Raw genomic sequence first — 12,247 nt, 5'->3', positions numbered from 1 at the left:
CCGGCGGCTCTCACCGTGTGAGAGCCGCCGGGGCCGTCCTGCTCGTCCGCCCGCCGCCGGGGCTACATCCGCACCTGTACGGAGCGGCTCAGCCGGTCGTGCAGGCCGCGCCCGTCGCGGTCCCAGATGAGGGCCGGGATCGCCAGGCACAGCAGCACGCTGCGCACCACGGCCCAGCCGAAGGCGAGCCGCCCGCCGCTCTCGGCGACCACCCGCACCCTGAACAGGCGCTTGCCGGGGGTGCAGCCGACGGTGCCGACGGTGAGGACGCTCAGGACGAGGAAGATCAGGAGCGCCGCGTTGCCCGCCGTCTGGGCGTCACCGCGGGCGAAGAGGCCGTTCGCGATGAGCAGGCACAGGATCCAGTCGACGAAGAGGGCGCCGAACCGGCGGCCCAGCGGGGCCACCGCGCCGGGGCCCTCGGGGGGCAGTCCGAGGCGCTTGCCCCGGTGCCCGAAGTCGGCGCCCATCTCTTCGGCGGCCGCGCGCGGCCCGGAGAGCCACGATCCGATTGCTTGCCTGTTGTCCACCCCACCACGGTACTGCGCACCTGTTCGTCCCGGTCCGCCCGGGGCGCGGGATGCGGCCCGCGTCACGTCCCCGGCGGCGTTCGTCCCGGTCCGTCGGGGGCAGGTTCGGCGATGAGCGGTGGAGCTGCTGGTTAACTTGGGCGAAACAAATGGGTCATGCTGGAGAAATCCCGGCTGCCTATGGTCGACGCCAGCGTGCGCCACCGCACTGGCCCGCATGAAGACCCGCGGAAACGCGGCAACCCCGTCCGGCCCCGGGCGGGAGTAGGAGGAGCTGGATGTTCGGGAACGCCGACGACGCCAAGAAGTTCATCGCCGACAACGACGTGAAGTTCGTCGACGTCAGGTTCTGCGACCTGCCGGGTGTGATGCAGCACTTCACCATCCCGGCGAACGTCTTCGACCCGGACGAGGAGTTGGCCTTCGACGGCTCGTCCATCCGCGGCTTCCAGGCCATCCACGAGTCGGACATGGCGCTGCGCGCGGACCTGTCGACGGCGCGGATCGACCCCTTCCGCCGCGACAAGACGCTGAACATCAACTTCTTCATCCACGACCCGATCACGGGCGAGCAGTACAGCCGTGACCCGCGCAACGTCGCCAAGAAGGCGGAGGCGTACCTCGCCTCCACCGGTTTCGCGGACACCGCCTACTTCGGTCCCGAGGCCGAGTTCTACGTCTTCGACAGCGTCCGCTTCCAGACGTCGGCGAACGAGAGCTTCTACCACATCGACTCCGAGGCGGGCGCCTGGAACACCGGTGCGGTGGAGAACAACCGCGGCTACAAGGTCCGCTACAAGGGCGGTTACTTCCCCACTCCCCCGGTCGACCACTTCGCCGACCTGCGTGCCGAGATCTCCCTGGAGCTGGACAAGAACGGCCTCCAGGTCGAGCGCCAGCACCACGAGGTCGGCACCGCCGGCCAGGCGGAGATCAACTACAAGTTCAACACCCTCCTCGCCGCCGCCGACGACCTGATGCTCTTCAAGTACGTCGTGAAGAACGTCGCCTGGAAGAACGGCAAGACCGCGACCTTCATGCCGAAGCCGATCTTCGGCGACAACGGCTCGGGCATGCACGTCCACCAGTCGCTGTGGCAGAACGGCGTCCCGCTCTTCTACGACGAGCAGGGCTACGCGGGCCTGTCCGACATGGCGCGCTACTACATCGGCGGCATCCTCAAGCACGCCCCGTCGCTGCTGGCCTTCACCAACCCGACGGTGAACTCCTACCACCGCCTGGTGCCGGGCTTCGAGGCGCCGGTCAACATGGTGTACTCGCAGCGCAACCGCTCCGCCGCGATGCGCATCCCGATCACGGGCTCCAACCCGAAGGCCAAGCGCGTCGAGTTCCGCGCCCCGGACCCGTCGTCCAACCCGTACCTCGCGTTCGCGGCCCTGCTGATGGCCGGTCTGGACGGCGTGAAGAACAAGATCGAGCCGCCGGAGCCGATCGACAAGGACCTCTACGAGCTGGCTCCCGAGGAGCACGCCAACGTCCAGCAGGTGCCGACCTCGCTCCCGGCCGTCCTGGACGCCCTGGAGGCCGACCACGAGTACCTTCTCGCCGGCGGTGTCTTCACCCCCGACCTGATCGAGACGTGGATCGACTACAAGCGCACGCAGGAGATCGCCCCGATCCAGCTCCGCCCGCACCCGCACGAGTTCGAGCTGTACTTCGACCTCTAGGCCGCAGCCGCGTGACACAAGGGCCGCCCTCCCCCGCCGGGGAGGGCGGCCCTTCGCCGTCTGCCGGGCTTCGGGATCAGCTCAGCTCGTCGCGGATCAGGTCGCGGACCAGTCGGCACGTCGTGTTGGACGGCGGGTGGATGCCCACCCGGGCGGCCGTGGTGCGGATCTTGCGGTTGGTGGCCTTCTCCGGGACGTAGACGCCCGTGTCCATCAGGACTATCGCCAGCCGCATGGCCTTCAGGCGGCGGTTGTGGGAGATGTACCACTCGCGCGGCAGGCCGGCCGGGAGCGGCTTCTTCCGCAGGGGCTTGGGAGGGGTGGACTTCGGCTTGCGGGGGCGGGTGTCGGTCAGCAGTGCGGCAGCGGTCACGGGCATCCTCCTGAGGCGTTCACGGACCCTCTCGGACGCTTCCCATTTTACTGGGCACCACTGACAATCGGCCCTGGCCAGAGGGGGTTCGCGGCCACGGGGCGGGTGGGGTCGGGGGTAGCTTTGGGGCATGGAGATCTGGATCAATCCCGCGTGTTCCAAGTGCCGGTCGGCGGTGCGGCTGCTGGACGAGGGAGGGGCGGAGTACACCGTGCGGCGCTACCTCGACGACGTGCCGCGGGAGGGGGAGATCAGGGAGGTGCTGGAGCGGCTGGGCCTTGAGCCGTGGGACATCACCCGCACCCAGGAGGCCGAGGCGAAGGAGCTCGGGCTGAAGGACTGGCCGAGGGACGCGGACGCGCGGGAGCGCTGGGTCGCGGCGCTCGCCGCGCATCCGAAGCTCATCCAGCGGCCGATCATCACGGCGGACGACGGCACGGCCGTGGTGGGGCGGACGGAGGAAGCGGTACGGGACGCGCTCGGGCGGCGGGGGTAGGGCCCGCCGGCTCAGGATGCGGCGGAGAGGGCCGCCTCGGCCCGGGCCAGGATCTCGGTGACGCGCTGGCCGAAGCGGGCGTCGCAGGGGTGCGGGGCGCCGGTGCGGACGGCCTCCAGGAGGGCGTCCGTGGCGGTGCCGAAGGAGTCGGTCGCCGGGCCCCACTCGGCGGGCAGCTCGTGGACGCCGTCGGTGCCGCGCAGCTCGATGGAGACGCCCGCGGCCTCCTGCGGGGCGCTCAGGCTCAGCGTGGTGACGCTGGAGGCGCCCGAGGCGTGGCGCAGGGTGAGGTGGACGGTGTCGCCGGGGCCCGCGGCGGCCGTGAGGTGCGTGACGTCGCCGAGCGTCGGCAGCAGCACGGACAGGGCGTGCGGGCCCACGTCCCACAGGGCGCCCTTCTCGCCGCGCCAGGGGGAGGCGGCGTACGGGCTGTCCGAGTCCGGCGAGAAGAGCGCGCCCAGCCAGTGCGCGCGGGCGGTGAACCAGCCGCCGACGGCGGCCTGTTCGGCGACCCAGGGGGCGACGCCGGCGGCGAAGCGCAGGGTGAAGAAGACGACGGACGCCACGCCTGCGGCCTCCGCCGCGTCGGCGACCTCGCGGGCGCCCCCGGGAGTGGTGGCGACCGGCTTGTCCAGCAGCAGGTGGCAGCCCGCCTGCGCGGCGCGGACGGCCAGGGGCGCCTGGACGTCCGGCGGCAGGGCGACGGCGACCGCGTCGCAGGCCGCGAAGAGGGCGTCGGGGTCCGCGTACGCGGTGGTGGCATGGGCACGGGCCAGGGCCTCGGCCGCTTCGGGGCGACGGCCCCAGACGCCCTGGAGGCGGACGCCGGGATGGGCGGCGAGGGCGGGAGCATGGGTACGGGCGGCCCAGGGACCGGTACCGAGGAGGCCGATGCGGAGGGGGGCGGGTGTCGTCATGGGGTCCAGTCTGCACGGGGCGGTGCTGCCTCAGGGGCGCGGGGAACTGCGCGACCAGCCACGACGCATCCGCACGGAACCGTGCACCTGGCCGCGCGGCGAGCGCTTTAGGGAAAGGGGCGGGTCCGGGGCCTCTCCTGCGTTCGCAGGACGGGGCTGACGCGTCCGGCACGGGGGCTGGGCTCCCGGCCCTGGTGAAGGAGGTGGCCCGGCGCAGGCGCTCACACAGGGGGCGGCACCCGGGCGGGCCGGGAGCGAGAGGGGCCGCCCGTCCCGCCCCCTCGGGGCGGCCCCGTCGCCCAAGAGGACGGGGGTGGCAGGGCGGCTGGGACGTCCAAAGGGGCTGGGGGGAGGTAACACGGGGTTCACGTAGGGGCAACGGGTGGGAAATGGCGGGTTGACAGGCTGCCGACCATCACCGCAGCCGCCGCGGGCCGAGCGCCGCCGCACCGGTGGCCCGCCCCGCAGCCGCGCAGCAGCAGAACCCGCAAAGGATGGCGTCCGTGACGTTCAAGGCCGAGTACATCTGGATCGACGGCGCCGAGCCGACCGCCAAGCTCCGCTCGAAGACGAAGATCCTGGCCGACGGGGCGGCCCTGCCGCTCTGGGGCTTCGACGGGTCGAGCACGAACCAGGCCCAGGGCCACGCCTCGGACCTCGTCCTGAGCCCGGTGTTCTCCTGCCCGGACCCCCTCCGCGGCGGCGACGACATCCTCGTCCTGTGCGAGGTGCTGAACATCGACATGACGCCGCACCCCTCCAACACGCGGGCCGAACTGCGCCCGCAGGCCGAGCGGTTCGACGCCCAGGAGCCGGTCTTCGGCATCGAGCAGGAGTACACCTTCTTCGAGGGCGAGCGCCCCCTCGGCTTCCCGGCGGGCGGCTTCCCGGCCGCGCAGGGCGGTTACTACTGCGGGGTCGGCGCCGACGAGATCTTCGGGCGCGAGATCGTGGAGAAGCACCTCGACCACTGCCTGGCGGCCGGCCTCGGGATCTCGGGGATCAACGCCGAGGTCATGCCGGGCCAGTGGGAGTTCCAGGTGGGCCCGCTGTCCCCGCTGGAGGTCTCCGACCAGTTGTGGATCGCCCGCTGGCTGCTCTACCGCACCGCCGAGGACTTCGGCGTCTCCGCCACCCTGGACCCCAAGCCCGTCAAGGGCGACTGGAACGGCGCGGGCGCGCACACCAACTTCTCCACCCGGGCCATGCGCGAGGGCTACGACGCCATCGTCACGGCGTGCGAGTCGCTGGGCGAGGGCTCGAAGCCGATGGACCACGTCAAGAACTACGGCGCGGGGATCGACGACCGGCTGACCGGGCTCCACGAGACCGCGCCGTGGAACGAGTACAGCTACGGGGTCTCCGACCGCGGCGCGTCCGTGCGCATCCCCTGGCAGGTCGCGCAGGAGAAGAAGGGGTACATCGAGGACCGGCGGCCGAACGCCAACGTCGACCCGTACGTGGTCACCCGCCTGATCGTCGAGACCTGCTGCACCGCCCTGGAGAAGGCCGGCCAGGTCTGAGCACGTTCCCCGCGCCAGGGGGGCTCCTCCCCCTGGCGCGCACATGCTTCAATAGGCGCATGACCGGCTTCCAGAACTCCACCGCCCCGGGTCGCTCCGACCTGGAGCCGTTCTGGCCTTCCCGGCAGCACCACGACTTCGACCGGGTCTGTTGTCGCGCGACGAACGCGCGGCCCCTCTAACGCCGTCACGCACCGGGCGACCGGTCCCGTACGGCCTTCGGCCCGCGCGCACATCTTGAGGTGAACCCCATGCCGCCGCGCGGCTCTCCGCGGCGGTCTCCTCCGCGCGAAAGAGCTGACCCGCCATGGCGAACTCCCGTACCACCGGCACCCGTACGTACTCCGCCTCCTCCGCGATGACCGCGAACCTCGTCCAGCGGCGCGGCGTCCACGAACCGCTGCGCCCCCCGGCCCACCGGCTGCGGGCCGTGGACCGCGACGAGGTGGCGCAGGCGCCGGCCGCCGCCCCGGTCCGCCCGGCCTACGACGTCGCCGACTACCTGCCGCCGGGGGCCACCTGGCTGCCCGCGCCCCAGCACACCCTGCCCGCGCTGCCGGGCCGTCCGCCGATGGTGGGCTACCTGGTCCTCGTACCGGCCGACCAGGGACACGTACCGCAGCAGGCGCAGCCCGTGCTGGTGCAGGAGCCGGCCGGGCCCGAGCCCGTGCGGGACGTGCGGGACGGGGCCGTGCGGATCGACGGGTCCCGGCGGATCGTCGAGGTCGAGGGTCGGGCGCTGGACCTGACGTATCTGGAGTTCGAGCTGCTCGCGCACCTGGTGGCGCACCCGCACCGGGTGCACACGCGCGACCAGCTGGTGACCACGGTGTGGGGGTACGGTCACGTCGGCGACGGCCGCACCGTGGACGTGCACATCGCCCGGCTGCGCCGCAAGCTGGGCGCGGAGCACCGCCGGAGCATCCAGACGGTGCGCAGGGTGGGCTACAAGTACGCCCCGTAGGAGCCCGCCGGGGTGGTGCTGGGTACACCCCCTTTCCGGGTGCGGGGCCCGGTGACGCCGTCCCTCCGCACCGGCGAGACTGGGGGTGCACTCGGCACACGGGATGCCGGCGGAGAGGGACAGACCACCATGAATGCCATCAAGATACGTGCGTCGGTACGCGCGTCCGCGCTCGCGGGGGTCCGCGGGCTCGGCCTGTCGGTCTCCGCGGTCGTCGTGTCGTGCGTGCTGTTCAGCCTGACGCTGATCTCCCTGGTGCTCATGGTGATCGGGGTCGGGCTGTTCACCACACCGCCGGTCCTGGCGGCGACCCGCCGGTGGGCCGACCGGCGGCGGGCCCTGGCGGGCGCGTGGGCGGACGTGCCGATCCCGGTGCCCTACCGGCCGCTGCCCGCCGACCGGCGGCCCGGGATCACCGGGCAGGTGGAGCTGGTCGCGCACCTGCTGAAGGACCCGGCGACCTGGCGGGACCTCCAGTGGCTGTTCCTCGACATGACCGTCGGCCTGATGACCGCGTTGCTGCCCGCGCTGCTGCTCTTCTATCCGCTCGAAGCGGTCGCGTACGCGTGCGGGCTGTGGCGGGTCTTCGAGAACGACCCGAACTGGTACGCCTTCATCCGGGTCGACAGCCAGGAGACGGGACTGCTCACCCTCCCGGTGGGCGCGGTGTTCCTCCTGCTCGGGCTCCGCTGGAACCCGGCGATCCTGCGCTCCCACTTCCGGTTCTGCCAGGTCCTCCTCGCGCCGACCAAGCAGGCCGCGCTCGCCCGGCGGGTGGAGACGCTGACCGAGAGCCGGCACGACGCGCTGGACACCTCGGCGGCCGAACTGCGCCGCATCGAGCGGGACCTGCACGACGGCGCGCAGGCCCGGCTGGTGGCGATGGGCATGAACCTGGGCACCATCGAGGCGCTGGTGGAGAAGGACCCCGCGCAGGCGAAGAAGCTGCTCGCGGCGGCCCGCGCCTCGTCCGCCGAGGCGCTGACCGAGCTGCGCGACCTGGTCCGGGGAATCCACCCGCCGGTGCTGGCCGAGCGCGGCCTCGGCGACGCGGTGCGGGCGCTCGCGCTGCGGCTGCCCGTCGAGACCGAGGTCGAGGTGGACCTGCCCGGGCGGGCGGACGCACCGGTCGAGTCGGCGGCGTACTTCGCCATCAGCGAGGTCCTCACCAACGCGGTCAAGCACTCCGGGGCGGACCGCCTCTGGATCGACCTGCACGGAACGGACGGCATGCTGCGCGCGTCGGTCACCGACAACGGGCGGGGCGGGGCCCGGATCGGGGCGGGGTCGGGGCTGAGCGGAGTCGAACGCCGACTCGGTACATTCGACGGTGTTCTGGCCGTCAGCAGCCCCGCGGGCGGTCCCACCATGGTGACCATGGAGATTCCTTGCGCAACCTTCGTGTCCTGCTAGCCGAAGACCTCTTCCTGCTCCGCGACGGCCTGGTCAGGATGCTCGAAGCGTTCGACTTCGAGGTCCTGGCCGCCGTCGAGACGGGCCCCGAACTGACCCGCGCCTTCGCGGAACTGCAGCCGGACGTCGCCGTCGTCGACGTCCGGCTGCCGCCGTCCCACACCGACGAGGGCCTCCAGTGCGCGCTGGCGGCGCGACGGGCGAGACCCGGACTGCCCGTGCTGGTCCTGTCGCAGCACGTCGAGCAGCTGTACGCGCGCGAGCTGCTCGCGGACGGCGACGGCGGCATCGGCTACCTGCTGAAGGACCGGGTCTTCGACGCGGAGCAGTTCGTCGACGCGGTACGACGGGTGGCGGACGGCGGCACGGCGATGGACCCCCAGGTCATCCAGCAGTTGCTGTCGCGGCGGGCGCAGGACCGGCCGATGGCCCAGCTCACCCCCCGGGAGAAGGAGGTCATGGAGCTGATGGCGCAGGGCAGGTCGAACGCGGCGATCGCGGCGCAGCTCTTCGTGACGGAGCGCGCGGTGGCCAAGCACACGTCGAACATCTTCGGGAAGCTGGACCTGACGGTGTCGGACGACGACAACCGGCGGGTGCTGGCGGTGCTGGCCTACCTGGACCGCTGACGCACCCGGCGGCACCCGGGGCCCTCGCCGGGCGCGGCGCATGGACACGACGCCGACGGGACACATGCTTAACCTGTCAGCGGGTGGCCGGATGCGAGCGGGCGAGGGAGATTGCCGACGTGGGTGAGCGGAGGACGTGGAGATCGCGGGGTGCCGCGGCGGCCGGAGGCGTGGCGCTGATGACGCTGGTCGGCGCGTGCGGCGGGCCGGTCGCCTCCGCGCCCCGGCTGGACGCCGGGCCCTCCCCCGTGCCGCGGAAGTCGGCCGCCGTCATCGACTACCCGCCGTTCATCGGCGTCCTGGTGGACGGCGACGACCACTGGTGCACGGCCAGCGTGGTGGACAGCCCCCGGGGCAACATCGTGGCCACCGCCGCGCACTGCGTGTACGAGGCGGACAGCTCGGAGCCGCGCACGATCTCCTTCGCCCCCGGGTTCGCGGGCCAGGGCGTCGGCAAGCAGCCGTACGGCGCCTGGAAGGTGCGTTCCGTGCAGGTGGACGACCGCTGGCAGGAACAGGAGGACGATCCGTACGACTTCGCGTTCCTGGCCCTGGAGCCGGACGCGCAGGGGCGCAACGTGCAGGACGTCGTGGGCGCCGCCGGGCTCGACTGGGAGTCGGGCCCCGACCGGCAGGTGACCGTGGTCGGCTACCCGGAGCCCGACCACAACCCCGACAACCACCCCGTCACCTGCACCACCGACAGCAGGGCCGACAAGGACCTGCCCGGCATGGTGCGCATGGAGTGCGCGGGGTTCTGGAACGGCACCAGCGGCAGCCCCTGGCTGACCGACTACCGGGGCCCGGACCGCCCCGGCAGACTGATCGGCGTGCTGAGCGGCGGCGACACCGACGCGGAGTCGACGGCCGCGCTCTTCGGGTCCCCGGCGCGGGCTCTTTACCAGCGGGCGCTCAAGGCCTGAGGGCACTTCGCCGTATTCGGCGGCAACTTCGGGGACGCGGCCGAAATGCGCGGGGCGCGCGGGAAAGGATTGAACACATCGTTCCCCGCATCCGTACGGGACTTCGCCCGGCAGTGGCAGAGCGCGAAGATCGCACGTTCCCCGAAGGAATCCCATGGGCAAGACAGCACGCCGCAACGAGACCGCACGCCTGGACAAGACCGCACATTCGAAAAAGCACAAACGTTCCCCTTTGGTGAAACGGACGATCGCGGCGAGCGCCGCGCTCGTCCTGGGCGGGGGCGGCCTGATCGCCCTGAACGTGAGCGCTTCCGCCTCGGAGGACCCCGCCCCGCCACCCGCCGGCGCGCGCACGGGGACGATCAACTGCCCGGACGTGTCGCACGCGCTGCCCGGGATTCCCCGGGAGGCGCGGCAGGAGGTCGACCGGGAGCTGGCCGCCATGGACAGCCGCCTCACGGAGGCCTACGGCGCGTTCGCGGACGCGGGGAGCGCCGCAGGCCAGGACGCGGTGCTGGGCCCGTTGCGGGAACAGCGGGCGGCGTCGCTGGCCCGGATCGGGGACGCGGTGGAGCGCCGGCCGGGGGCGGAGCGGCCGCCGGGGCTGGAGCGGCTGGCGGAGTGCACGACGCAGGAGACGGCGGGCTCCGGTCCGCCCGGGTCCGCGGGGGGCACACCGCAGGACGGCGCGCCGGACGGCGCCCGGCAGGGGAACGGGCCCGAGCGCTCCGACTTCGTCGACATCCGTTCCGTGCGCCCCGGCGCCCCGCAGGCCCGCCCCCGGCCCGGCGCGTCCAGGGGCGTCTTCAGCACCTTCTGCGGACGCAACGAGAACGGGAAGTTCAATCCCGACAATGTCATCGTCGCGCCGGGTGTGCGCAATGGCGCCCACCACATGCACGATTACGTCGGAAACCAGGCGACGGACGCTTTCGCGAGTGACGGCGTTCTCGCGTCGGGCCGGACGACCTGCCGCAATCCCGGTGACCGCTCGACGTACTACTGGCCCGTTCTGCGTCTCCAGAACGGAAAGGCCGAGGACGACGCGGCGGCGGACGGCGGCGGAAAGGACCAGAACACCGGGGAGATCCAGACGCCGCGCCAGGTCACCCTCGAATTCGCCGGGAATCCGACGGGGAAGGTGACGGCGATGCCGCGGTTCCTGCGGATCGTCACGGGGGACGCGAAGGCGTTCACCAACGGCACGGCGAACGCCAACGCGTCGTGGAGCTGCACCGGCTTCGAGGACCGGCAGCTGAAGGACAAGTACCCCCTCTGCCCGCGCGGCAGCCGGGTCGTGCGGACCTTCCGCTTCCAGAGCTGCTGGGACGGGCGCAACACGGACAGCGCCAACCACCGCGCCCATGTCGCCTTCACCCGCCCCGACGGGTCGTGCGAGCTGGGCTTCCGGCCGATTCCGCAGTTGGTGCAGCGGGTGGTGTACGCGGTGCCGCGGGGGCCGGGGTTCGCGGTGGACTCCTTCCCCGAGCAGTTGCACAAGCCGGTGACGGACCACGGGGACTTCATCAACGTCTTCGACGAGAGGGTCATGCGGCGGATGGTGAGCTGCATCAACGAGGGCCGCCGCTGCCGCTGACCCGGCCCCTCGCGCGGGGGAACCACGGGCTACCGCTGCCGCTGACCCGGTCTCCGCACCAGGGACCACGGGCCGACGCCGGTCACGGTCCGTGGCCCCCGTGCGGGCCCGCCGGGGCGTGCGAGGAGCCGGTCAGGAGGACTCCGCCGAGCCGCGTGCGCAGCAGGGCCAGGGTGGGCCCGTCGGCCACCACGACCCACCGCCGGCCGACCAGGTAGCTGCCGCCGTAGTCGGTGGCCTGGTCGAGCCATTCCGCGCGCCCACGGTCGCTGGCGAAGGCCGCGAGGACGTAACGGGAGTTCCCGGCCCGGCAGTCGGCCTGCCGGATCTGCGCCGCGTCCGTGCCGATCCGCGGCTCGCACCCGGCCAGGGCGGCCAGCTCCTCCAGGGTCCCGGTGGCCTCGGCGGGCCCGGGCGGCTCCCCGCAGCCGGTCGGCCCGAGACCGAGCAGGAGTCCGCACACCACGGCAGCCGTTCGTTCGCGCATCGGCCCATGGTGGCGCGCCCGGCGTGATCGGCGAGGGCGAACGGCCGCTTCTGACACGTCCGTTAACCGAGGTGCGCGATCATGCCCCCATGCACCTCTCGGACCTCCCCGTCCTCGCCCCCGCGTATGTGGGCGGCGTCCAGCTCGGCGCGCACGCCGCGCGGCGGCACCTGCCGGAGCCCGGCCACCGCCACGACTTCCTGCGCGCCTGCTCCACCAACGTCGACCAGCTCGAAGCGGGCCACTGGGAGACCCTCCTGACCAGCGCGCTCGTCGTCGAGGAGCCGATGCCGCTGCCGTACGCGCTGCTGCTGCTCGCGGTCCTCGGATACGCCGAGTACGCGTACGGCGCCTGGTGGGCGGCCGGGGTCTTCCTGCTCGGCCACACCGCCGCCACGCTGATCGTGTACGGGGGGCTGCGGGCGACCGGCGCGGACGCGGCGACCCGCTCGGCGGTGGACGTGGGCGCCAGCTACGGCTTCAACGCGGTGCTGGGCGCGCTGACGGCCGCGGTGCCGCGCGGTCCGCTCCGGCTGGCGGCGCGGGCGACGCTGCTGGCCCTGGGCGCGCGTCCGCTCCTCAACAGGGACCGGCCCACCTTCACCGACGTCGGGCACTTCGCGGCGCTCGCCCTGGGCGTCGGGCTGGGATCGGCGCTGGTCGGGGGCCGTCGGGCCGTCTGAGCGGGGGCCGCGTACGGTGGCGGA

14 protein-coding genes are annotated in these 12,247 nt (G+C 72.7%); 10 read left to right on the top strand and 4 right to left on the bottom strand.

Annotation, left to right across the window (positions count from 1 at the left end; all coding sequences use genetic code 11):
- Positions 1-62: 62 nt before the first annotated feature.
- Positions 63-530 carry an RDD family protein gene (locus tag ACIP93_RS10795; RefSeq protein ID WP_345223557.1) on the bottom strand — a complete coding sequence of 156 codons (468 nt, stop codon included), beginning with the start codon at positions 528-530 and terminating at the stop codon, positions 63-65.
- Between the two features lie 278 nt (positions 531-808).
- Between ACIP93_RS10795 and glnA the strand changes: the two genes are divergently transcribed.
- The gene (glnA, locus tag ACIP93_RS10790; protein ID WP_345223555.1) at positions 809-2,218 is read left to right on the top strand and encodes a type I glutamate--ammonia ligase; all 1,410 of its coding nucleotides are present in this window, start codon (positions 809-811) and stop codon (positions 2,216-2,218) included.
- A gap of 76 nt (positions 2,219-2,294) precedes the next feature.
- Here glnA and ACIP93_RS10785 read toward each other — a convergent pair whose 3' ends face one another.
- On the bottom strand, positions 2,295-2,597 hold the full coding sequence (locus ACIP93_RS10785; protein WP_401757438.1) for a hypothetical protein: 303 nt from the start codon (positions 2,595-2,597) through the stop codon (positions 2,295-2,297).
- 124 nt (positions 2,598-2,721) lie between these two features.
- Between ACIP93_RS10785 and ACIP93_RS10780 the strand changes: the two genes are divergently transcribed.
- A complete protein-coding gene (locus tag ACIP93_RS10780) occupies positions 2,722-3,087 on the top strand; it encodes an arsenate reductase family protein (protein WP_345223552.1) in 366 nt (121 codons plus the stop codon).
- Between the two features lie 11 nt (positions 3,088-3,098).
- On the opposite strand, the gene ACIP93_RS10775 is transcribed toward ACIP93_RS10780, so the two are convergent.
- Positions 3,099-4,004, bottom strand: a complete 906-nt coding sequence (locus tag ACIP93_RS10775; protein ID WP_401757436.1) for a Gfo/Idh/MocA family protein — start codon at positions 4,002-4,004, stop codon at positions 3,099-3,101.
- Positions 4,005-4,507: 503 nt separating this feature from the next.
- On the opposite strand from ACIP93_RS10775, the gene glnII reads away from it, so the two are divergent.
- The 7 genes from glnII to ACIP93_RS10740 all read left to right on the top strand — a co-directional run bounded on the left by glnII (position 4,508) and on the right by ACIP93_RS10740 (position 11,053).
- Complete coding sequence (glnII, locus tag ACIP93_RS10770) at positions 4,508-5,527, top strand: glutamine synthetase (RefSeq protein ID WP_345223547.1); 1,020 nt, start codon at positions 4,508-4,510, stop codon at positions 5,525-5,527.
- Positions 5,528-5,586: 59 nt separating this feature from the next.
- A complete protein-coding gene (locus ACIP93_RS10765) occupies positions 5,587-5,709 on the top strand; it encodes a hypothetical protein (protein ID WP_345223545.1) in 123 nt (40 codons plus the stop codon).
- A 125-nt stretch (positions 5,710-5,834) separates the two neighbouring features.
- Positions 5,835-6,491, top strand: a complete 657-nt coding sequence (locus ACIP93_RS10760; RefSeq protein ID WP_401757434.1) for a winged helix-turn-helix domain-containing protein — start codon at positions 5,835-5,837, stop codon at positions 6,489-6,491.
- A gap of 129 nt (positions 6,492-6,620) precedes the next feature.
- On the top strand, positions 6,621-7,904 hold the full coding sequence (locus tag ACIP93_RS10755; protein ID WP_401757432.1) for a sensor histidine kinase: 1,284 nt from the start codon (positions 6,621-6,623) through the stop codon (positions 7,902-7,904).
- 38 nt (positions 7,905-7,942) lie between these two features.
- Complete coding sequence (locus ACIP93_RS10750; protein WP_345226525.1) at positions 7,943-8,533, top strand: response regulator transcription factor; 591 nt, start codon at positions 7,943-7,945, stop codon at positions 8,531-8,533.
- A gap of 179 nt (positions 8,534-8,712) precedes the next feature.
- The gene (locus ACIP93_RS10745) at positions 8,713-9,456 is read left to right on the top strand and encodes a trypsin-like serine protease (protein WP_345226522.1); all 744 of its coding nucleotides are present in this window, start codon (positions 8,713-8,715) and stop codon (positions 9,454-9,456) included.
- 154 nt (positions 9,457-9,610) lie between these two features.
- Positions 9,611-11,053 carry a DUF1996 domain-containing protein gene (locus ACIP93_RS10740; protein WP_401757430.1) on the top strand — a complete coding sequence of 481 codons (1,443 nt, stop codon included), beginning with the start codon at positions 9,611-9,613 and terminating at the stop codon, positions 11,051-11,053.
- Between the two features lie 82 nt (positions 11,054-11,135).
- Here ACIP93_RS10740 and ACIP93_RS10735 read toward each other — a convergent pair whose 3' ends face one another.
- The gene (locus ACIP93_RS10735; RefSeq protein WP_380836976.1) at positions 11,136-11,540 is read right to left on the bottom strand and encodes a hypothetical protein; all 405 of its coding nucleotides are present in this window, start codon (positions 11,538-11,540) and stop codon (positions 11,136-11,138) included.
- Positions 11,541-11,629: 89 nt separating this feature from the next.
- Between ACIP93_RS10735 and ACIP93_RS10730 the strand changes: the two genes are divergently transcribed.
- A complete protein-coding gene (locus ACIP93_RS10730) occupies positions 11,630-12,223 on the top strand; it encodes a rhomboid-like protein (protein WP_401757428.1) in 594 nt (197 codons plus the stop codon).
- Positions 12,224-12,247 lie beyond the last annotated feature (24 nt).

The sequence above is a fragment of the Streptomyces sp. NPDC088745 genome, assembly GCF_044751045.1.
GTDB classification, from domain to species: Bacteria; Actinomycetota; Actinomycetes; order Streptomycetales; family Streptomycetaceae; genus Streptomyces; species Streptomyces cremeus.
Note: the sequence above shows the minus strand (reverse complement) of the source record. Positions and strands in the feature narration are given on the sequence as shown.

Excerpts from the sequence above, each read along its gene's own strand:
- ACIP93_RS10765 (WP_345223545.1), top strand. The coding sequence starts at position 5,587 with ATGACCGGCTTCCAGAACTCCACCGCCCCGGGTCGCTCCGACCTGGAG.
- ACIP93_RS10750 (WP_345226525.1), top strand. The coding sequence starts at position 7,943 with ATGCTCGAAGCGTTCGACTTCGAGGTCCTGGCCGCCGTCGAGACGGGC.
- ACIP93_RS10740 (WP_401757430.1), top strand. The coding sequence starts at position 9,611 with ATGGGCAAGACAGCACGCCGCAACGAGACCGCACGCCTGGACAAGACC.
- glnA (WP_345223555.1), top strand. The coding sequence starts at position 809 with ATGTTCGGGAACGCCGACGACGCCAAGAAGTTCATCGCCGACAACGAC.
- ACIP93_RS10755 (WP_401757432.1), top strand. The coding sequence starts at position 6,621 with ATGAATGCCATCAAGATACGTGCGTCGGTACGCGCGTCCGCGCTCGCG.
- ACIP93_RS10760 (WP_401757434.1), top strand. The coding sequence starts at position 5,835 with ATGGCGAACTCCCGTACCACCGGCACCCGTACGTACTCCGCCTCCTCC.
- ACIP93_RS10745 (WP_345226522.1), top strand. The coding sequence starts at position 8,713 with ATGACGCTGGTCGGCGCGTGCGGCGGGCCGGTCGCCTCCGCGCCCCGG.
- ACIP93_RS10730 (WP_401757428.1), top strand. The coding sequence starts at position 11,630 with ATGCACCTCTCGGACCTCCCCGTCCTCGCCCCCGCGTATGTGGGCGGC.
- ACIP93_RS10735 (WP_380836976.1), bottom strand. The coding sequence starts at position 11,540 with ATGCGCGAACGAACGGCTGCCGTGGTGTGCGGACTCCTGCTCGGTCTC.
- ACIP93_RS10785 (WP_401757438.1), bottom strand. The coding sequence starts at position 2,597 with ATGCCCGTGACCGCTGCCGCACTGCTGACCGACACCCGCCCCCGCAAG.
- ACIP93_RS10780 (WP_345223552.1), top strand. The coding sequence starts at position 2,722 with ATGGAGATCTGGATCAATCCCGCGTGTTCCAAGTGCCGGTCGGCGGTG.
- ACIP93_RS10775 (WP_401757436.1), bottom strand. The coding sequence starts at position 4,004 with ATGACGACACCCGCCCCCCTCCGCATCGGCCTCCTCGGTACCGGTCCC.